The sequence below is a fragment of the Frankia sp. R43 genome (genome assembly GCF_001306465.1).
Classification (GTDB): domain Bacteria; phylum Actinomycetota; class Actinomycetes; order Frankiales; family Frankiaceae; genus Parafrankia; species Parafrankia irregularis.
In genome coordinates this window covers 759,294-779,694 of sequence record NZ_LFCW01000002.1, presented here as the reverse complement: position 1 = coordinate 779,694, position 20,401 = coordinate 759,294, and the positions used below count along the sequence as shown (strand labels likewise).

General features: G+C 73.4%; 17 protein-coding genes. 8 read left to right on the top strand and 9 right to left on the bottom strand.

Annotation, left to right across the window (positions count from 1 at the left end; genetic code table 11):
* Positions 1-210 precede the first annotated feature (210 nt).
* Positions 211-552, top strand: a complete 342-nt coding sequence (locus tag ACG83_RS11285; protein ID WP_083473146.1) for an STAS domain-containing protein — start codon at positions 211-213, stop codon at positions 550-552.
* Here ACG83_RS11285 and ACG83_RS11280 read toward each other — a convergent pair whose 3' ends face one another.
* Positions 553-1,602, bottom strand: a complete 1,050-nt coding sequence (locus tag ACG83_RS11280) for a sigma-70 family RNA polymerase sigma factor (protein WP_054566089.1) — start codon at positions 1,600-1,602, stop codon at positions 553-555. It lies immediately after the preceding gene.
* Positions 1,603-2,041: 439 nt separating this feature from the next.
* Between ACG83_RS11280 and ACG83_RS11275 the strand changes: the two genes are divergently transcribed.
* The 3 genes from ACG83_RS11275 to nhaA all read left to right on the top strand — a co-directional run bounded on the left by ACG83_RS11275 (position 2,042) and on the right by nhaA (position 5,752).
* Entirely contained in the window at positions 2,042-3,118 is a 1,077-nt protein-coding gene (locus ACG83_RS11275) for a PP2C family serine/threonine-protein phosphatase (protein WP_054566088.1), read from the top strand.
* 269 nt (positions 3,119-3,387) lie between these two features.
* Positions 3,388-4,158: a class I SAM-dependent methyltransferase gene (locus tag ACG83_RS11265; RefSeq protein ID WP_054566086.1), complete on the top strand. Its 771-nt coding sequence runs from the start codon at positions 3,388-3,390 to the stop codon at positions 4,156-4,158.
* A 196-nt stretch (positions 4,159-4,354) separates the two neighbouring features.
* Entirely contained in the window at positions 4,355-5,752 is a 1,398-nt protein-coding gene (gene nhaA, locus ACG83_RS11260) for a Na+/H+ antiporter NhaA (protein ID WP_054566557.1), read from the top strand.
* On the opposite strand, the gene ACG83_RS11255 is transcribed toward nhaA, so the two are convergent.
* Positions 5,696-6,319 (bottom strand): DsbA family protein, encoded by a 624-nt coding sequence (locus tag ACG83_RS11255; RefSeq protein WP_235497826.1) that lies wholly within the window; start codon positions 6,317-6,319, stop codon positions 5,696-5,698. The genes nhaA and ACG83_RS11255 overlap by 57 nt on opposite strands.
* 96 nt (positions 6,320-6,415) lie before the next feature.
* Between ACG83_RS11255 and ACG83_RS42190 the strand changes: the two genes are divergently transcribed.
* Positions 6,416-8,140, top strand: a complete 1,725-nt coding sequence (locus ACG83_RS42190; RefSeq protein WP_200931300.1) for an ABC transporter ATP-binding protein/permease — start codon at positions 6,416-6,418, stop codon at positions 8,138-8,140.
* Positions 8,141-8,267: 127 nt separating this feature from the next.
* Here ACG83_RS42190 and ACG83_RS11245 read toward each other — a convergent pair whose 3' ends face one another.
* From ACG83_RS11245 to ACG83_RS11220, 6 genes are all read right to left on the bottom strand, one after another.
* The gene (locus ACG83_RS11245) at positions 8,268-9,968 is read right to left on the bottom strand and encodes an ABC transporter ATP-binding protein (protein WP_235497825.1); all 1,701 of its coding nucleotides are present in this window, start codon (positions 9,966-9,968) and stop codon (positions 8,268-8,270) included.
* A 380-nt stretch (positions 9,969-10,348) separates the two neighbouring features.
* The gene (locus ACG83_RS11240) at positions 10,349-10,738 is read right to left on the bottom strand and encodes a lasso peptide biosynthesis B2 protein (protein ID WP_054566085.1); all 390 of its coding nucleotides are present in this window, start codon (positions 10,736-10,738) and stop codon (positions 10,349-10,351) included.
* The gene (locus tag ACG83_RS45345) at positions 10,699-10,920 is read right to left on the bottom strand and encodes a hypothetical protein (protein ID WP_054566084.1); all 222 of its coding nucleotides are present in this window, start codon (positions 10,918-10,920) and stop codon (positions 10,699-10,701) included. Before ACG83_RS45345 ends, ACG83_RS11240 begins: the two co-directional genes overlap by 40 nt.
* A 45-nt stretch (positions 10,921-10,965) precedes the next feature.
* Positions 10,966-11,220: a lasso peptide biosynthesis PqqD family chaperone gene (locus ACG83_RS11230; protein WP_054566083.1), complete on the bottom strand. Its 255-nt coding sequence runs from the start codon at positions 11,218-11,220 to the stop codon at positions 10,966-10,968.
* Between the two features lies 1 nt (position 11,221).
* The gene (locus ACG83_RS11225; protein ID WP_054566082.1) at positions 11,222-12,103 is read right to left on the bottom strand and encodes an AfsR/SARP family transcriptional regulator; all 882 of its coding nucleotides are present in this window, start codon (positions 12,101-12,103) and stop codon (positions 11,222-11,224) included.
* A gap of 157 nt (positions 12,104-12,260) precedes the next feature.
* Positions 12,261-14,486 (bottom strand): hypothetical protein, encoded by a 2,226-nt coding sequence (locus ACG83_RS11220; RefSeq protein ID WP_054566081.1) that lies wholly within the window; start codon positions 14,484-14,486, stop codon positions 12,261-12,263.
* Between the two features lie 220 nt (positions 14,487-14,706).
* Between ACG83_RS11220 and ACG83_RS11215 the strand changes: the two genes are divergently transcribed.
* From ACG83_RS11215 to ACG83_RS11205, 3 genes are all read left to right on the top strand, one after another.
* Positions 14,707-14,955, top strand: a complete 249-nt coding sequence (locus tag ACG83_RS11215) for a hypothetical protein (protein WP_054566080.1) — start codon at positions 14,707-14,709, stop codon at positions 14,953-14,955.
* A 33-nt stretch (positions 14,956-14,988) separates the two neighbouring features.
* Positions 14,989-16,074 carry a hypothetical protein gene (locus ACG83_RS11210; protein ID WP_054566079.1) on the top strand — a complete coding sequence of 362 codons (1,086 nt, stop codon included), beginning with the start codon at positions 14,989-14,991 and terminating at the stop codon, positions 16,072-16,074.
* Positions 16,075-16,555: 481 nt separating this feature from the next.
* Positions 16,556-17,377 carry an enoyl-CoA hydratase/isomerase family protein gene (locus ACG83_RS11205; RefSeq protein WP_054566078.1) on the top strand — a complete coding sequence of 274 codons (822 nt, stop codon included), beginning with the start codon at positions 16,556-16,558 and terminating at the stop codon, positions 17,375-17,377.
* Positions 17,378-17,546: 169 nt separating this feature from the next.
* On the opposite strand, the gene pepN is transcribed toward ACG83_RS11205, so the two are convergent.
* Positions 17,547-20,228, bottom strand: coding sequence for an aminopeptidase N (pepN, locus tag ACG83_RS11195; RefSeq protein ID WP_054566076.1), 2,682 nt, complete (start codon positions 20,226-20,228; stop codon positions 17,547-17,549).
* Positions 20,229-20,401: the final 173 nt, after the last annotated feature.

Below are 20,401 nucleotides of genomic sequence, written 5' to 3'. Positions count from 1 at the left end.
GGTCACCGTCCTCAGCCGCTGCGCACACGCCCCAGCCTGTTCCGGCGCCGTCACCGCTGTCCATCGGGGCTGCCACCCATTCGCCGGCGCGGCCCCACGCCGGACCGACGGGCACCACGGGCCCGCGGGGCGATGAGTTCGTCCCGTGACGGGGGTCTGCAGTCTGTGGGCGGGCGGTGGCAGCTCCCCCCGACGGATGGGAGCGCAGCAATGCCCGAGGATCCGACATCCCCTCCGCCCGGCCTGGCCCCGGTGGTGTTCCGCCTGCCCGCGGCGCCGCGCCGGGACGGCCTCTCCGGTCTGTGCGGGCAGGCGGAACGGCTCCTGCGGGACCACCCGGGGCAGGCCATGCTCGTCGACGCCACCGCGGTCGGCCGGGCGGACCTGGTGGTCGTCGAGGCGGTCGCCCGGCTGGCGCTCGTGGCCAGACAGCACAACCGCGCGTTCCGGCTGGACGCGCCCGCGCCGCTGCGGGACCTGCTCGCCCTCACAGGCCTCGCCGGGCTGGCCGACGACCCTCCATCGGCCGGCCCGGCCACGCCCACCGGATGATCACGCCTCGGGCGGCAGGTGTGCCGGCAGGCCGAACGCGGGAAAAAGGCGTTCGACGTCCAGGAAGGTGTTGATGCCGATCACCCGGCCGGCCGCGATCTCCAGGACGACCAGGCCCCAGGGGTCGTGACCGGCCCCCGACGCGCTCGGCCGGTACTGGCCGAAGGCGGGATGACCGTTGGCCGTCGTCGGCAGCAGGCGGGAGCCCCGGCACCCGGACCCGGTGCCCAGCATCCAGGCCCGGACGTCGCCGTGCCCGCGCAGCCACAGGTCCAGCGGCGGCATGGACAGTGTCACGCCCTCATGCAGCAGCGCGACCAGGGCGTCCATGTCGTACCGCTCGAAGGCGTCGACGTAGCGGGCGAGCAGCGCCTGCTGCTCGGCGTCGGCCGGCCGCAGTGGCTCCGCCTCGGAGAGGTCGATCGCGGCGATGGTGGCCCGGGCCCGCTGCAGCGCGCTGTTGACCGAGGCGACCGTGCTGTCCAGCAGCTGGGCCGTCTCGCTCGCCGACCAGCCGAACACCTCACGCAGGATCAGCACCGCCCGCTGGCGGGCCGGCAGGTGCTGCAACGCGACCACGAACGCGAGCCGGACGCTCTCCCGGCGGGCGGCGACGTCCGCCGGGTCGGCGCCGCCCGGGCCGGTGGCGAGCACCTGCCCGTCGGGTGCGGGGACGATCCAGGTCGCCTCCGGCAGCGGTGCGCGCACGGGCGTGTCGGCGGTGGACGGGCCGGTGAGGTCCATCGGGCGGGCCCGGCGCTCACCGGCGCTCAGTGCCGTGAGGCAGACGTTGGTCGCGATGCGGTACAGCCATGACCGCAGGGCGGCCCGGCCCTCGAACCGGTCGATACCGCGCCAGGCGCGGATCATCGTCTCCTGCACCGCGTCCTGCGCGTCGAACGGGGAGCCCAGCATCCGGTAGCAGTAGCCGGTCAGCTCCCGGCGGAACGGCTCCAGCAGCTCGACGGCCTGCGCTGACGCTCCGGGAACGGCCGAATCCTCGCCCGACGGGCCGGCAGCCACGGGCGGGCCGGCAAGAACCTCACTCATCGTTGACCCTCATGCCCAGCAGTGTGCCGGTCACCTCCGACAGAATTCGCGCCGCTCCACGTCCCCACCCGCGCGGCCCACCTGTCGAGGATCCCGCGCCACCCCGCAGCACCGGCGATTCACCTCAAGAGGTGCAAAAGGGGCGCAGATTCAGCTGGCGACCCGCGGGAAGTGAGGATCTTGGTCGTTGACACGACCAGAATCGTTCACCCTTGCGACCCGCCAGACCGGGTCATCGGGCTCTCGGAGATCCGGCCGCGTTCGTGGAGTGCGAGCCTCCCCGCGCGCCGACCAGCGGTCCTGATCGGCGCCAGTCCGCGCCAGGCTTCTCCCGGGAGAAAGCGCGCCAATCTCCCGGGGGAAACCGTGTCCGCCCTGACACGCAGCCGACAGGGCGGGGGCCTTCTCCCACACAATCCGGTAGGAGAAGGTCATCCGTATGGATACGGGAGGAACGCAGCCGGCCGGCCCTGAGCCCTCCGCGCATCCTCCCGCGGTGGACCCGGCCGCCGCCTCGCCGACCACCGAGGCCGACGGGCGCACCGCCTGCGACGAGTGCGGCGCGACGGCCGTCGACGAGGATGGTTTCTGCCGGGTGTGCGGCCTGCGGGCCGCGCCGCTGCACGGTCCGGACACCTGGCTGTCCGACCTGGGCGCCGCAGCCGGCCTGTCGGACCGCGGCCGGGTGCACATCCACAACGAGGACGGGATGGGTCTCGAGCTGCTCCCGCCGGGCGTCCACGGCCCGCGGCTCGGCGGCGCCGTCGGTGTGGTCTGCGACGGCGTGTCCAGCGCGTTCGGCTCCGGCCCGGCCGCGCAGGCTGCCGCCGCGGCAGCCGCGGCGGCACTGGCCCGGCTGGCCGCCGCCGCGATGCCCGCCCCAGGCCCTGAGCCGGCCGGACCCGAGACCGTACGGGCCGTGCCGCCGAGGCTGCACCAGGCGCTGACCACAGCGCTCACCGACGCCGTCCAGGTCGCCCAGGACGCCGTGCTCGGCGTCGCCGAGGAGCAGGGCCTGGCACCGGCATGCACGTTCGTCGGCGCCATCGTGCTGGACGACGTCCTCGCCGTCGGCTGGCTCGGGGACAGCCGGGCCTACCTGGTCGACGGCGCCGGGGCACGGGTCCTCACCGAGGACGACACCATGGCCGCGGAGGCCGTCCGGGCCGGGCTGCTGCCGCCGGAGCTCGCCGAGCAGGGCCGCGCCGCGCACACCATCACTCGCTGGCTGGGCAACGCGCGGACGTCCTGGCCGCCGAGGACCCGGGTCGTGGGGCTGCGGCCGCCCGGGCGGGTCGTCCTGTGCAGCGACGGGCTGTGGAACTACGCCTCGGCCGCGGCGACGCTCGCGGCACACGTCGACGCCTGCGCCTGCGGCTCCGGCTCCGGCTCCGGCTCCGGCACCGGGGCTACGCCGATCGCCGTGGCGCGGCATCTGGTCGACGTCGCACTGCGGGCCGGCGGGGCCGACAACATCACCGTGATCGTCATCGACATTCCGGCGAGACCGGGTTGACCGTCACCGCGGAGTGACCGGTCCCGTTCGCGGGTGTACCCGCCGCATGTGTTCTTTGTCGTGTCTCATACAGTCACGGAGCCCGGCGGATGCCGCGCGTTCGCTGTTCACCTGCCCGGTCACCCGGCCGGTCACCCGGCGCAGGCCCACGCCCAGGGCGGACAGCCCGGATATCCGGGACACGGCGCGGACGTCGTCCACCACCGGCATCCCCGACCAGCCCGGGCCACGTGACGTGGCGACGACGTTCAACGAGGAGCGACGAAAGGATGATCGGCAACGACGCCCATGTGCGGAACAACCGCACCCGGTGGAACGAGATCTCCGACGACTACCAGCGGTTCAACGCCCCGCAGATTCGGGAGCAGGCCTTCACCGGGGACATCACCTGGGGCGTGTGGGGCATCCCGGAGTCGCGGCTGAACATCCTCGGCCATGTCGTCGGACTCGACGTGCTCGAGATGGGCTGCGGCGGCAGTCAGTGGTCCACCGCGCTCGCCCGGCGCGGCGCCCGCCCGGTCGGACTGGACCTGTCCGAACGGCAGCTGCACCACAGCCGCAAGCTGCAGCGCGAGACCGGGCTGGACTTCCCGCTGGTCCAGGCCAGTGCGGAGGACGTGCCGTTCGCCGACGCCGCGTTCGACATCGTCTTCGCCGACCACGGCGCGTTCTCGTTCGCCGACCCGTACCGGGCCGTCCCGGAGGCCGCGCGGATCCTGCGCCCCGGCGGTCTGCTGGCGTTCGGGCATGTCAGCCCGATCTACGAGATCAGCATCCCGGACGGCGCGGAGGCGGCCGGCGACCGGCTCGTCGGCGACTACTTCGGCCTTCGCCTGATCTCCGACACCGACGGCCTGGTCAGCGCCAACCTTCCGTACGGGGCGTGGATCCGGCTGTTCCGCGACTGCGGGCTGGTCGTCGAGGACCTCGTCGAGCCGCGGCCCGAGAACGGGCTGGACTCGTCGCACCGCGACAGCGCCGAGGAGGCATGGGCCCGCCGGTGGCCGTCGGAGTGCATCTGGAAGGTCCGCCGCAGCTGACGAGTCGACGCCTCACGACCTGACACGATTGCCGGATGGCTGCCGCGGAGGTTCGACCGCCCACGATGACGACACGAAGGCCGGCACCGCTGCGGATGCCGGAAGCGTTCCGAAGGCCAGCACCGCTCCGCATGGCGACACCGCTCCGCATGGCGACACCGCTCCGCATGGCGACACCGTCCCGGTCCGAGGCGGCGTGACCGCGCCGACCAGGCCGGGGCCCGAGCTGCGGGTCCGGCTTCCCCAGGTCGCGCCGTCGGTGCGGGAGTTCCTCGCCACCGAGGCGGGTGGTGCCGTCCTGCTGGTCATCGCCGCGGTCATGGCACTGGTCTGGGCGAACAGCCCGGTCAGCGACAGTTATCACGACCTGTGGGAGACCACCGCCACGCTCGGCGTGGGCGACGCGACGCTGTCGATGTCGCTGCATCACTGGGTCAACGACGGCGCCATGGCGATCTTCTTCGCCGTGGTCGGCCTGGAGATCAACCGCGAGTTCACCACCGGGGAGCTGCGTGACCGCCGGACAGTGGCGGTCCCGGCGCTCGCGGCCGTCGGTGGCCTGGGCCTGCCGGCCCTGATCTACTTCCTGTTCAACCCGTCCGGTCCCGCCGCGGTGGGCTGGGGGATCCCGATGTCGACGGACACCGCGTTCGTCATCGGCATCCTCGCGCTGTTCGGGCCGCGCTGCCCGGACCGGCTGCGGCTGTTCCTGCTCACCCTCGCGATCGTCGACGACATCGGGGCGATCGCCGTGGTCGCGGTCTTCTACACCGAACACGTGGAGCCCGGGTGGCTGGGTGCGTCCGGTGCGCTGCTGCTGCTGATCGCCGCGATGCGCTGGATGCGGGTCTGGCGGCTGGGGCCGTACGTGCTCGCCGCGGTGGCGCTGTGGGTCGCGATCTACTCGTCCGGCGTGCACGGAACACTGGCCGGGGTGATCGTCGGCCTCGTGCTGCCCTCGGCTCCCCCGCGCCGTGAACAGATCGACAACGTGCCGATCTACGTGCGCGCGCTGCGGGAGGACTCGACCGCCGGGCGCGCCGCGCTCGCCGTGTCGGCCGCCCGGGCCACCGTCGCCACCAGCGAGCGGCTCCAGTACAGCCTGCATCCGCTCAGCGCCTACGTGATCGTGCCGGTCTTCGGTCTGGCCAACGCGGGTGTGCACCTGGACAGCCACGCGCTGACGGCCGCGGCGTCGTCGTCGGTGACGATCGGGGTTGCCGTCGCGCTGCTGGTCGGCAACGCGGTCGGCATCACCGCGGCGGCGGTGCTGGCGATCCGCAGCGGGCTCGGCGCCCTGCCCGGCGGCGTTCGCTACGGCCACCTGGTGGGCGCGGCCATCCTCGCCGGGGTCGGCTTCACCATCTCCCTGTTCATCACCGAGCTGGCCTTCACCGACCCCGCCCTCGCCGAACAGGCGAAGATCGGGATCATCGCCGGTTCCGTCATCTCCGCCGTACTGGGCACGATCACCCTGCGGTATGTCGGAGAACGCTGGTCGCTGTGCTCTCCGGGTACGGACGAGGCAATCCCGGCGCTACCGCCGCGACCATGGCGCGCGCCGGCGCCGGCGGTCAGCCCCGTCATCCGATGACGGTCCGTCCGCTGGCTGGCCGCTCGCTGGCTGCCCGTTCGCTGGCTGGCCGGCCCCGCCGCCGCCCCCCGCCCGGGCGACGGCGGCGCGCAACGGGCCGAGTTCCAGCCGGCCGCGGTAACGCACCCCGTCGATGAAGATCGTCGGGGTGCCCTCGACCCGCAGCTGCGCGGCGCCGGCGTAGTCGTCCTCCACCGCGTCGCCGTAGGGCTGCGCCGGGTCGCCGACGACGAGGTCGGAGTCAAGGCCGACGGCCCGGGCAAAGCCCATCAGGTATTTGTCGGCGAGCTTGTCCTGATTGGCGAACATCAGGTCGTGCATCTCCCAGAAAAGCCCGTGCGCGCCGGCCACCTCGGCCGCCAGCGCGGCTGTCAGCGCGTAGGGATGCAGATCGAACACCGGAAAGTGCCGGAAGACCTGCCGGACCTGGCCGTCGGAAGTATTCACCAGCTCATGCAGGATACCGGCTGCTCGCGCGCAGTACGGGCACTCGAAGTCACCGTACTCGACAATCACCACGGCCGCGTCCGGAAATCCCCGGGAATGCCGGAACGGATCCGCCGCCACGCGCTTCACATTTTTCGTCGTATTCCCGCCGACCTCGGCCATACGGGCCATTGTATCGGGCGTCACGGGGACGGCGATCCGGCTAGGGTTGAGCCCGTGGCCGAGGTGAAAACATCGGACCGGCGCACCGAGAATGTGGACGACGTGCTGGCGATCAAAGCGGTCGACGTCCGAATTCGGCGCGGGACGACCTGGGGTGACCGGGACGGCCGGGAAATCGTCCACGGGGTGTCCTTCGAGGTCGAGCGGGGAACCGTGACCGGCCTGCTCGGCCCGAGCGGATGCGGGAAGACGACGCTGATGCGGGCGATCGTCGGTATTCAGCGCGGGGTGAGCGGTGACCTGCGGGTGCTCGGCCGCGGGCCGTGCGAGCGCGAGCTGCACCGCCGAGTCGGTTACGCCACCCAGACCGCCTCCGTCTACAGCGATCTGACCGTGACGGAGAACCTGCGCTACTTCACCGCGCTCAGCGCCCAGCAGGGGGCGCTCAGCCCGCAGGAGGTCATCCGCGGGGCGGAGCGTGCCGCCGCCCAGGTCAGCCTGTCGGCAGAGATGCACACCCAGGTCGGACGGCTCTCCGGCGGTCAGCGCGGCCGGGTCTCGCTGGCCGCCGCCATCATCGGCGGGCGGGAGCTCCTCGTGCTGGACGAGCCGACCGTCGGGCTCGACCCGGTGCTGCGGCGCGAGCTGTGGGACGGCTTCCACCAGCTGGCCGACCGGGGGCTCACCCTGCTCATCAGCTCCCACGTGATGGACGAGGCCTCCCGCTGCGACCGGCTGCTGCTGCTGCGCGAGGGACGGCTGATCGCCGACGAGACCCCCGAGTCGCTGCTCGAGATCACCGGCGCCGCTGATCTCGACCACGCCTTTCTGTGCCTGGTCGAACCCCGCCGAGCGCCGCGGCAGACGCCACCGCCACCCGCCGAGCGGGCCCAGGGCCTCAGTCCGGCGACAACGGACTGCGCCGACCCGCCGGAGACCACCAACCCGCCGGAGACCACCAACCCGCCGGAGGGCGCCGACTCTCCGGGGACGTCCCGCTCCGCGGCGGCCCCCCAGCAGTGCGACGACCGTGGCCTTCGGCTGAACCTGCCGCGCACGACCGTCACCGCGCTGCGAGTGCTGCGCCAGATGCGCCGGGACCCGCGGACCATCCTGCTCGTGCTCGTGCTCCCACCGGCACTGCTGGTGCTGCTGCAGGCGATCTTCGCACAGAGCCCGACGGCGTTCGACCGGGCCGGGGCGGGCCTGCTCGGCGTGTTCCCCCTGATGACGATGTTCTTCCTGACCTCGGTGGCGATGCTGCGGGAGCGGCGCTCCGGCACCCTGGAGCGGCTGATGACCACGCCGATCGGCCGCGGCGACCTGCTCACCGGCTACGGCGTCGCCTTCGGCCTGCTCGCCGTCGCGCAGGCCGCGATCACGACGACGACCGCCGTCGCGTTACTGCACCTGGCCATCGCCGGGCCGCTGGTGATGCTCGGCCTGCTCGCCGTGCTCTCCGCCCTGTTCGGCACCGCGCTCGGCCTGCTCACGAGCGCCTTCGCGAACTCCGAGTTCCAGGCGGTGCAGTTCCTGCCGCCGGTGCTGCTCCCGCAGTTCCTGCTCTGTGGCATCCTCGTCCCGCACGATCAGCTGCACCCGGTACTCGGCGTGGTCAGCATGCTCATGCCGATGACCTACGTCGTCGATGCGCTGAGCCGGATCAGCACGACACCCGGGGTGTCGATGATGGTCGTGCGGGACGCCCTCGTCATCGCGGGGTGCGCCGTGGTCGCCCTCGCGCTGGCGGCCGGTACCCTGCGCCGGCAGACCCCCTGACGGGACGAACCGGGCCCGGCGGGTGACCGGCCCGGCGGGTGACCGGCCCGGCGGGTGACCGGCCCGGCAGCACTCACCGGCTGCCAGCCGGGACATGCCAGCTGATCAGGCGGAACGAGCCGGCCGGTCAGGCGGTGCGGTCGAGGGTGCCGGCGGCGAGCCGGGCGTAGTGCGGGGATCGCCCCAGCAGGTCCTCGTGCCGGCCCGCGGCGACCAGGACCCCGTCGTCGAGGACCAGGATCAGGTCCGAGGCCCGCACCGTCGAGATGCGGTGGGCGATCACGAGCAGCGCGCGGCGGGCGGCGATGTCCGCCATCGCCCGGGTCAGGGCCCGCTCGTTGACCGCGTCCATCTGCGAGGTCGGTTCGTCGAGCAGCAGCAGATCCGGTGCCGCCAGCAGGGCACGCGCGACGGCCACCCGCTGGCGCTCGCCTCCCGAGAGCAGGACCCCGTGGTCACCGACGTCGGTGTCCAGCCCGGCGGGCAGTCGCCGGACCACCGTCGTCAGCCGCGCGATGTCGACCACCTCGGCGACCTCGGCCTCGGTCGCGTCCGGCCGGGCGTAGACGATGTTGTCGCGCAGCGAGCCGCAGAGCACCGGGGCGTCCTGCTCGACCAGGTTGACCTCGCGCCGCGTCAGCGCGCGGCCCACCTGCTCCAACGGCCTCCCACCGAGCAGGATCTCGCCCTCGTCCGGCTCGTAGAAGCGCTCGATGAGACCCAGGATGGTCGACTTGCCCGCGCCGGACGGACCGACCAGCGCGACCTGCCCGCGGGCCGGAACAGTGAACGACACGCCCCGCAGCACCGGGCGCGGCCCGTAGGAGAACCAGACGTCACGGAACTCCAGCGCGGGCGGCCGGGCCCCCGGGGCGGTCGGCTGGCCCGGCCCGGCCGGCTGGGACCCGACCGGCTGGGGCCGCCGGTCGGATCCGTCTCGCTGGTCGGATCCATCCCGTGGGTCGGGTTCCTCCCGCGGCATCGTGAAGACGACGTTCACCCTGGTCAGCGCGCCGAGCCCACGTTGGATCGTCTGCGCGGACTCGATGAGCTGCGACAGCGGCATCACCAGGTAGGTCGCGTAGAGGAGGAACGCGACCAGGTCGCCCAGCGAGGTGGTCCCGCGGGCGACGAGGACACCACCGGCGAGCAGGACGACCAGCACCGAGCCCTGGACGGCGAGCTGGGTGGCGGGCGCGATCACCGCGCTCAGCCGCGCCATCCGCATCCCGGCCTGGTAGGCGTCCTCGGCGTGCCCGCCGATGCGCTCGCTCTCCCTGGCCTCGGCGTTGCTCGCGCGCACGGTGCGGATCGCTGTGAGCGCCCGCTCGAGGTCGGCGGACATCCGCCCGACGCTCGCCTGCCCCTGCTCGGAGATGGACCGCACCCGCGTCAGCGCCGTCACCACGACCGATCCGGCGACGACGACCGACACCACCACGAACGCGAACAGCACCGGGCTCAGCCACACCATCAGCCCGATCGCCGCGAGCACGCCGATGGTGCTGGTGACGAGGGTGGTGAGACTGTAGGCGACCGCGTCTCGCACGACCATGGTGTCGGCGTTGGAGCGGGAGAGCAGGTCCCCGATCCGCTGGGCGTCGAACACCCGGATGCGCAGCCGCAGCAGGTGGCCGATCAGCCGGTGGCGCAGCCCTAGCAGAACGCGCTGGCCGGTCCGTTCCAGCAGGTAGTGCCCCCAGGTGTCGACCGCCGCCTCCAGCAGGAACACCGCGACGAGCACCCCGATGAGCAGCGCCGGCACGTGCCCGGTGCTCGCCCCGTCGATGACCCCGCGGACCAGCAGCGGCTGCGCGAGACCGATCACGGAGCCGAACGCGGTCAGGGCCGTCGCGAAGGTGATCAGGCGGCCGTGCCCGCGCAGCAGGCGCCACAGGTCCCCGAAACCAGGCCGGGGCCCGTCCGGGCGGGCCTTGCCCCGGCCACGGAATCGGGGCGGTGGCGGCCCCGGCGGAAATGCCCCCGGCGGCGGGGGTCCTGGTGGCGGGCCGGACGGCCCGGACGGCGGCGGGCCGGACGGCGGCGGGCCGGACGGCGGAAAACCCGGAGGTGGCCCGGACGGCGGGAATCCCGGCGGTGGCCCGGACGGTGGGGGTCCTGGTGGCGGGCCGGCATAGGCCGGGTGGCCGGGCGGAACCGGCGGTGCCCCGGCCGGCCACCCGTCCGGCCACCCGTCGGCGGCCGGCGTCACCGCGAACGCACCCGGCCCCGCGGCCGCGACCGGACTGTGATCACAGGTCGGAACGCGTCCGGGGGAAACGACTCGCCGACCGTCAGCCCGTCGGCCTCCACCCATGCGTGCGCCGCGAACGAGCCTGCGACGCGGACTCCGGTCCGCCATGTCGGCCACCTCCCCGAAACCCGGCAGAACAGCGCGGTCGCCACCGCGCGCGGCAGGCATCCGGCCTGGCCACGGCAGGTCCGGCTCACCGCCGTGACCGCCTCCATCGCGGCCAGCGTCTGCCCGTACCCTGCCGGGCGGGTGCCGGCCGCCAGCATCTCCATCACCCGCCGCAGCCGTCGTGGCGGCAGCCTCGTCAGCCCGCGGGCGACCGCGACGACGGGTACGGCGACCACGGTGTCCGCGGCCCGCCGCCAGCCGGCGGGCCCGCGCCCGGCACGGCCGCCGCGCCACGCGGGGCCACCACGCCCGGCACGGGCACGACGTCCCGTCGGGGCATGAAGTCCAGCGCCGGCACGACGTCCAGCGCGGGCACGACGCCCGACCGGGCCATCGCCCGGACGCTCGCCACGTCCACCGGGCCGACACGCCCGGTCGCGGATGCCGTGAATCGTCACCGACGTCACCGGACGAGCCCGGCGTCGCGCAGCTGCGCGACGAGCGCGTCGATGTCGGCCCGCGCGGTGGCGGTGTCCACCTCGTAGGCCTCGGTCACCGCCTGCGCGGCCTGGTCGGGTGTGCCGCCGCCGGAGAGGACGCCGACCGCCACGTCGGCGGTCGGATTGAGCGTGAAGTACCGGCCGGTCCGCTCGTCCAGCAGCACGGCACCGTAGTCGGTGCGGGTGCGGACGACATGCTCTCGCAGCTGGGTTGACATGTCAGGATCCGTCCTCTCGTCCAGCACCGGTGGGCCGCGGTCGGCCCTCCTGGGCCGCGTGGTCCGTGTGGTCCGTACCGGCTCCGTGCCGGACCCTGCGCGCCGCGGCGGTCTCGGCCGGCTCGCCGGCGAGCACCTGGGCGTGAATCCGGCGCAGCTCGACGCTCGGCTCGACCCCGAGCTCCTGGGACAGCAGGTGGTAGGCCGTGCGGTAGGCGGCCAGCGCGTCGGCGCGGTGCCCGGAGCAGCTCGCCGCGACCAGGAACTGCTCCCACAGCCGCTCCCGCAGCGGGTACTGCAGCGTCAGCGCCCGCAGCATCGGCAGCGCCCGGTCGTACTGGCCGCGGTCGAGCAGCGCGTCGGCGAGGTCCTCGTGGACGACGGCCCGCAGCTCCCGCAGCCGGGCCGCCTCGGTGCGGACGACCTCCTCCGGAAGATCCTCGTAGGGCTCGCCCCGCCACACCGCCAGCGCGTCGCCGAGCAGCTCGACGGCGCGGGCGGCGTCCCCGTTCCAGCGGGCGTCCTGGCCGCGGCGGGCGAGATCCTCGAACAGCCAGACGTCGACCTCCGTCGCCGCCGCGTTGAGCCGGTACGCGCCGTGCCGGCCCTGGATCCGGCCGAGGCCCGCGGTCTCACCCTCCGGCAGAACCTGGCGCAGGTCCGAGACGTAGGTCTTGATGTTGCCGACAGCCGACGGTGGCGGGTCGACATCCCACAGCACGGCGCGGATGTGCTCGGTGCTCGCCCATCGGCCACGAACCAGCAGCAACAGCGACAGCAGGCGCCGCTTCTTCGGCTGCGCGATGGGCACGGCGCTGCCGTCGGGCGCGCTTACCTCCACCGGCCCCAGAATCCGGAAGGGCAGGTGCCGCCGCGATTCCATGGCCGGATTCCTCCCCCGACGGCGCCGTCCTCGAACGGCACGACAGCCGGGCTACCTGCGCGGATGTCGCGTCCGTTCCACCGGCGGCGGAAATGTCCGACGGCGCTGACCGCCGCCGCGGGCTGGCCGGGCGCACCGCGGCGGCTCGCGTCGGTCGTCAGCGCGGGCGGCGCAGGTTGTAGTTCGCGACGGTCTGCACCAGGTCACCGACCGTCGCGAAGTTCACAGCGAGAAACGTGGGCCGCAGCCCGCTGGCCGCGCACTGCTCCGTGTGCGCGGCCAGCGCCGACGCGGTGTTCACCAGGGCCGCGTCCGCCCGGGTCGCGGCATGGTCGGTGAGCCAGTGATTGATCAGCAGCATCCGCGGGTGGGCGTTGCCCCGGCCGAGCCGGCAGCTGAAACCGCCGGGGATCCGCACGTCGAACGGTGTGTCCGCGTTCAGGCGGAAGAAGTTGCGGTACCAGGTGCCCGGCACGTCACCGTTCTCGGCGAAGACGACGAGCCGCCGGCCGCGGTCGATCATCTGCCCCAGCGTGGGCCACGGCCGTCCCGGTGCGGGTGGGCGGGCCAGGTAGTCCCCGAGGCCGGCGGCCCGGAAGGCGGCCATGACCGGTTCGGGCGGGACCTCGTCCTGCAGGATCAGGGTGATGACCTCGGCCGGGTTGCGGGCGAGCCAGCCCGCGACGCCGGCGAGCGCGTCGTCCAGTGCGGTGGCGCCGAGCTGGCAGATCCCGTGGCAGAGCCAGAGCCCGGGGCGCTCGGAGCGGGCCCCGGTGGCGAACGGTGCGAGGGCCTCACGGGCGGCCGGGCGCAGCTCGCCCAGGAACGACTCGACCTCGGCGGGTGTCGTCCAGTGGTGGACGTCGAGCATCAGCGCCCGGATTCCGCTGTCCAGCTGGCCGACCAGGTCCGGGTCCTGCACGGCGCCGAGGAAGCCCGCCCGCACCGACGCCATGCCGTTGTGCGTCGTCGGGTAGAGGACGTCCGGGTAACGCCGGGCGCACAGGTCGACCCCACCGTTGCAGAACGCGGTGCCGGTCCCCGCCCGGCCCGGCAGCACCGTCCAGGACACCCCGAGGAACATCAGGGCCGCGCCGGCCACCGCCAGCAGGCGCCGGAACCGCCCCCGCGCCCGGTAGATGTAGCTGGCCAGCACTGACACGGTCGCGAGCACTCCCCCGGCCACCAGCGGGACGACCGCCATGGCCAGCCAGGTCGACCGGACGTCGGCGACGAGCACCTGCCCGACGTCGGCGAGCAGCCGCTGACCCGCCGGCGGCAGCGGCGAGTCGGGGCCGCGCAGCGCGACCAGCGGATCGCCGATCGCGGTGGTCACCCCTACGCTCGCCGCGGTCGCGGTCGCTCCGGCGGCGATCAGCACCAGGCTCACCGTCCGCAACGCGGCCGCCGGCCCGGGCCGGTACGACGGCGCACGTCGCCCGGACGGGCCATGTCGACCCGACGGGCCATATGGTCCGGGTGCAGCAGGCCGCCCGATCGGGCCAGGCGGACCGGCCCGGCCGGGCGGGCGCAGCGCACGCACCAGGGCCCAGGCGGGCAGCGCGAAGCAGAGCGCCGCGAGGATCACCATGCCGGTGCCGCCGATCCGGTGGACCGTCCGCAGCGCGAGCCCGGCCGACCCGCCGCGACCGCCCGACAGCGGACGCCCCAGGTCGAGCACGGCGCCGCCGGCGAGCCGGGCGCGCAGGTCGGCGACCGCCGAGACGTCCCCGGCGAAGATCAGCGGGCCGACGAGCGCCAGCGCCTCGCCGAGGTCGCCGGAGCGCAGCGCGACCAGCACCTGCTCCCGCACGTGCGGCCGCCGGGCCTGCGCCACCCTGCTCAGCAGCAGGTCGGCCACCCAGGCCGCCTGGTCGTCGGTCAGCTCGATCTCGGGGATGGAGGCCGGCGGGCGGCCCTGGCTCACCCGGTCCACCCCGTCGAGCACGTCGCGCAGGGCCGCGGCGACGTCCTCGGTGCGGTAGCGCGGGGCGCCGGACACCTGGCCGGCCAGGTAGACCGACGCCAGCCGGCCGATGTTGTCCAGGACCGGGCTCAGGTCGACCGCGAGGACGAACTCCGCCCGGCTGCCGTCCAGGTAGGCGGCCACGTTGTCGGCGACACCGTCGGTCAGCCCGCGCAGCGCGGACGGCGGGACCACAAGCTGCAGGTTGTCGACGACGAGGTCGGGGTCGACGGGGAGATCGGCCAGCAGGTCACTGGTCACGTCCGCCAGCCGGGGGTCGGTCAGGACCTCGTCGCTGATCCGCTCGTGGACCTGGGCGGTCTCCAGCGCGCCGCGGTAGAAGGCCGCGTTCTGGGCGGTCTCGTGCACCACGAGCACGGCGGTACCGACCGGGGCGAAGACGGCCGCGGCCAGCACTGCCAGGCAGGTCCCTGCCAGGAGTCCTCCCCGGCGGGGACGGCTCGGCCGGCCCATGGGACGCCAGACTACCGAGCGCCGCGCCGGCGACCGGCACGAAAGCCGAGGTCGTCCCACGTTTGGTGGCCAGATCCCCCGATGGGATGCGCCGGACCGGGGTACCCCGATACGGAACGGTCCGCGCGTGAGACCGCGGCCACCAACCACACCGAGGTGTCCGATGACCGTGCACACCGGCCCGACCCAGCAGCGACCAGTCCTCGTCTGGGCACTGACCGCAGTCGTCGTCGTCGGAGTGGTGCTCGCGCTCGTCGGGATGATCCTCAACGCCTGGGTGCTGCTGGGGCTGGCCGCGGGCGTCGCGGCACTGGCAGCCCTCGCGCTGTTGCCGGCGGGGGTGATGTCCCACGTCACCACGACCCAGTCGGCGACCGATACCCAGTCGGCGACCGACCGCAGACCGCGGTGAGGTCACGACCGGTCCGCCGGGGAGGAAGAAGCGATGGACACAAATGTGATCGAACGGCCACGCGGCCGAGACATGATGCACGTCCCGCGCACCAAGGGCGCGCTCAGCGGGGTCCTGCTCGTGGCGGCGGGCCTGTGGGGAGCACTCATCCCCTTCGTGGGGCCGTACTTCGACTTCGGCTTCACCACCGACGCGTGGTCCTGGACCGCGAACCGGTTCTGGCTGTCGGTGCTGCCCGGAATCGTGGCGATCGTGGCCGGTCTGATCCTGATGTTCAGCCGCAACCGGGCGAACGCTCTGATCGGGGCGGCCCTGGCGGCGGTGGCCGGCCTGTGGTTCGTCCTCGGTGCTCCGCTCTCCCAGATCTGGAATCCGGGGGCGCTCGGAACGCCGCTCGGAGGGAAGACCCGCCAGACCCTGATCATGATCAGCTTCTTCTACGGGCTGGGCTCGTTGATCCTGTTCCTCGGTTCCAGCGCCCTGGGCCGGCTCAGCGTGGTCGGTGTGCGTGACGTCGCCGCCGCCCGCAACCGCCGGCTCGGGATGGCCGAGGCCACCGGTCGGCACGCCCGCGGGCACCGACGTCACGCCGAGGTCGGCGCCGCCGCGGCACCCGCCGACCGCGAGTACGCGGACCGCTCGTACGCCGATCGCGAGTACGTCGATCGCGAGTACGCGGACCGCAGGTACGCCGGTCGCGAATCGGCCGGCCGCGAGTACGCCGGCGCCGAGCCGGCCGGGCTCCGGCCCTTCGGTCCTGAGGGCTCCGCAGGCAGGCCCGACGATCGGGCACAGGTCGGCCGCGAGCCGGTGGGTGCCGGGTCCGACCGACTCGACGAGGCCTCGGTCTACCCGGACGAACCGCGCCGGTTCCACAACGGGCACGCTGATCCGCGTGCGTCGGCCGACCACGCTGTCGACAGGCACGGCGCCGTCGACACGCACGGCGTTGACGGCCACCGTGGGCCGGGCACCCGTGCCGACGAGGAAGCCGCCGGGCGGGCGATGAGCGACCGTGAGCGGGCCGAGCAGGAGCGTCGTACCGACCAGAACGCGCCGATCGGCGCCGGCTCGGGCGCACGCTCCGGGCGCCACCACTGGTGGGAGCGCCCGCACTGATCCCGACCGGGGCAGGTCCCCGCGTACCTCCCGGCAACCCGTCCGCCCGCGGGAGCACATACCCCGCGGGCGGGTTGGGGCGTGGGTACCGGCCGGCGCCTGCCCGCACCGCCACGCAGCACCACAAACTCACCTCATAATTCACCTCAAGAGGGGCAAAGGGGTCGAACGAGCACCTGGCAACCTGTCAGAAGGAAGGATTTTGGTCGTTCGCACGACCAAAATCCTGCACGCTTGCGACTCGCCAAGCCGGGCCGCCGGACTCCCGCTGGTCCGGCGGCGTTCGTGGAGCGCGAGCCCCCGCCCATCGACCAGCGATCGCAGATCGGTGCCGATCTGCGACATCTCCGGCGAAATCCTGGGATGGTCTGCTGGCTGCGGGCGCGACTGCCGGACGAGGACCCGTCTGGCGCGGATCACCAACAGTTCTCAGCCCCACATCGGCCGTCCTCTCCCGGACCGGACTGGTAGGAACAGCCAGATGAGCGACGAGAACCTGCCCGGGACCGACACGGCCGAGCCCGACGAGCTGATCTACTCGGTTTCCGACGGGATCGCCACGATCACCCTCAACCGTCCCCACCTCAAGAACGCCTTCACCCTGACGATGATCGACAGGTGGGCGGAGGTCCTGCGGTCCGCCGAGGCGGACCCGCAGGTGCGGGTCGTGGTGGTGACCGGGGCCGGTGGGGCCTTCTGTTCCGGCATCGACCTGGCGGTCCTCAGCGGGATCGAGCCCACCCCGATCGCGCGCCGCCGGATGCTCACCGAAGGCGTCCACAAGGTCGCCCGGGCGGTGCTGGACCTCAGCAAGCCGCTGATCGCGGCGATCAGCGGCGTCGCGGTCGGTGCCGGGCTCGACATGGCGCTCATGTGCGACCTGCGGTTCGCGGGCCGCTCCGCGCGCCTGTCCGAGGGCTACATCAGGATCGGCCTGGTTCCCGGCGACGGTGGAACCTACCTGCTCCCCCGCCTGGTCGGGCCGGCGAAGGCCCTGGAGCTGCTGCTCAGCGGCGACACGGTGGACGGCGTCGAGGCGGAGCGGATCGGCATGGTCAACCGCGTCCACGACGACGCGGTCCTGCTCGACGAGACCTACGCCTTCGCCGGTCGCCTCGCGGCGATGTCCCCCATCTCGACCGCGATGATCAAACGAGCCGTCTACCAGTCCCAGAACCTCGACCTGCGGACGAACCTGGACCTCATCGCGTCCCACATGGCGGTCGTGCAGTCCACCGAGGACTACGCCGAGGCCCGCGCCGCGTTCGGCGAACGGCGGGCCCCGACGTTCGTCAACCGCTGACCGTTCATCAACCGCTGACCGTTCATCAACCGCTGACCGTTCATCAACCGCTGACCGTTCATCAACCGCTGACCGTTCATCAACCGCTGACCGTTCATCAACCGCTGACCGTTCATCAACCGCTGACCGTTCGTCAGCCGCTGACCGTTCGTCAGCCGCTGACCGTTCGTCAGCCGCTGACCGCGCCGTCGCCGGCGGGCACGCCCGGCCATCCCCGCGGGCAGGCCCGCCGGTGGATCTCCCGGGCCACCACGGCCCTGCGCAGGTCGTCGGCGGCATCCATGACGACCCGGGAGAGCACGGGTCCCGCGTCCGGGCCGGCGAGCAGGCTCTCCGCCGCGGCCAGGGTGGCCGGCCGCACCGCGTATCGCGGAAACGCCGCCGCCGCGACCTGCCGGACGGCATGCGGTGAGCGCCGCGCCGCCACCCGGGGCAGCTCGGCGAAATACCGCTCGACGTAGGGATCGGTCAGATCGCCCTGGTCCGGCTGCCAGAAGCCCTGCGCTGTCGCGGCGACCAGCCGCACCGACATCGCCTCGTCCGCGGTGACGGTCCGCCAGGCCCGGGCCTTCGCCGCCGGGTCGCCGACCGCCGCCCGGATCCGCGCCGCCTGCTCGATGCCACGGCTGCTGGGGTCGTTGTCGAGCTCAGCCGCGATCTGCGCCTCGCCGGCCTCGTCCAACGCCACCAGGCGGTCGAGCAGGCGCCAGCGCAGGTCCGGGTCGACGACCAGCCCGGCCGGGACGTCCCGGCCCGCCAACCAGCCCCGCAGCCGCGCCGCCTCCGGCCGTTCGGCGCACGACACCAGCCCGCGGGCCGCGGCGAGCACCAGCCCGGCTCCGGCCCCGGCCCCGGCCCCGGCAGCGCCACCAGGCCCGGCAGCACCGCCAGCACCGGCCGATCCGGCCGACGCGCCGGCCGGGGCCGGCCCGGCAGCCCGGTCGATCACCGACTGACAGGCGTCGACGATCATGCGTCGGGCGGCCGAGCGGTCCCTGTCCGGCAGGTAGCAGTGCACGACCGTGCCGACCGCGAAGCCGAGCGCGTCCTCGAGCACCGCGACCGAGCGTTCGGTGGGCAACGCCCGAGCCGCCAGCGTCAGGTAGTCGGCCGCCGGCCACTCCGCGTCCCGGGTCAGGTCGGCGGCAGCGGACCACACGACGGACCGTGCCAGCGGATCCGCGAGCTCGGCCAGCACCGCGCCGAGCCGTGCCAGGTCCTCCGACCCGAACCTGATCTTCGCGTACGTCAGGTCGCCCTCGTTGACCAGCAGCAGCCGGCCCGGCCGGGTGCCGACGAGCTGCGGCACCGGCGTGCGCCCGCCGGGGGCCGTCGGCTCGAGGTCGACCGTCGCCCGGCGCACGAGCGTCACCGGACCACCCTCCCCGGGCGCGTCGAACACCCCGATCCCCACCCGGTGCGGCCGCGCCGCGGGCTCCCCGGCCGGCTCGGTCCGGACGATCTCGACCGCCGCGTAGGCGCCCTGTTCGTCCAGGCTGACCCGCGGCCGCAGCGTGTCGAGCCGGGGCCGGCGCAGCCAGGCCTGCGCCCAGCCCGCCAGGTCCCGGCCGCTGGCCTGCTCCAACGCCGCCAGCAGGTCGGCCAGGGTGGCGCTGCCGTAGGCGTGCGCGGTGAAGTACGCACGCAGCCCGGCCAGGAAAGCCTCGTCCCCCACCCATTCGACGAGCTGGCGCAGCGCCGAGGCACCCTTCGCGTACGAGATGCCGTCGAAGTTGAGCAGCGCGGCGGCGGTGTCCGCGACGGCGGGCGGCGCCACCGGATGGGTGGACGGGCGTTGGTCGGCCGCGTAGCCCCAGCTCTTGCGGCCCACCGCGAAGCTCGTCCAGGCCTCGGTGAAACCGGTGGCCGCCGCGGTCACCCGGGTGCCCATGTACTCGGCGAACGACTCGTTGAGCCACAGGTCGTCCCACCAGCGCATGGTCACCAGGTCGCCGAACCACATGTGCGCCATCTCGTGGGCGATCACGACGGCCCGGCGCTCCCGTTCGGCCTCGGTCACCGCGGACCGGAACACCAGCTCGTCGCGGAAGACGACCAGGCCCGGATTCTCCATCGCGCCCATGTTGAACTCGGGCACGAACGCCTGGTCGTACTTTCCGAACGGATAGCGAATGCCGAACAGCTCATGGTAATGATCAAGGCACTCGGTGGTGATCTGGAAGATCTCGGCCGCCTGCGCCTGCAGGAAGGGCGCGAGCGACCGGCGGCACAGCAGCGCCAGGGGGACCTCGTCGTGGGTGCGGCTCCACACCTGATACGGCCCGGCCACCAGAGAGACCACATAGGTGGCCAGCGGGACGGTGGGCTCGAACTCCCAGCGGCCCGGTGCCACCTGGTTTCCCGCACCGTTCGCCCGCACCTCCCAGCCGCCCGGCGCGGACACGGCCAGCCGCAGCGGTGCCTTGAGGTCGGGCTGGTCGAAACAGGCGAAGATCCGCGCCGCGTCGTCGAGGAAGGACTGCGCGTAGAGGTAGACCTCGCCGTCCTCACTGTCGGTGAACCGGTGCAGCCCCTCCCCGGTGTTCGTGCACGCCATCGTCGCCCGGACGACCAGCGTGTTCTCGACGTCCAGGTCGGTCAGCACAAGCCGGCCGGCGGGCGCGGGCGACGCGTCGAGCTCCCGGCCGTTGAGCCGGACCAGATCCAGCGAGACGGCCTTGACGTCGACGAACGTGCTGGCGCCCGGAACCCGGCAGGTGAACGACACCGTGGTCGTCGAGGTGAACCGCGGGCCGTCCGGCACCCCGGTCAGGTCCAGATCGACGTCGTAGGAACGGACCTGGACGAGCTCGGCTCGCGCGACGGCCTCGGCCTGGCTCAGCGGCTGCATCAGCCGACGTTAGTGGCCGGCCGGGCCGAGCACACCGGACGGGTCGAGCGGGGTGGGCCGTATCAGGGCGCCCAGTGGTCCCGGCGCACAGTGGTCCCGGCGGCCCGTGATCCCCGGGCGGACCGTGGTCATCCGCCGGCAGCCCGGCGGAGAATCAGACCAATGAGCCTTCT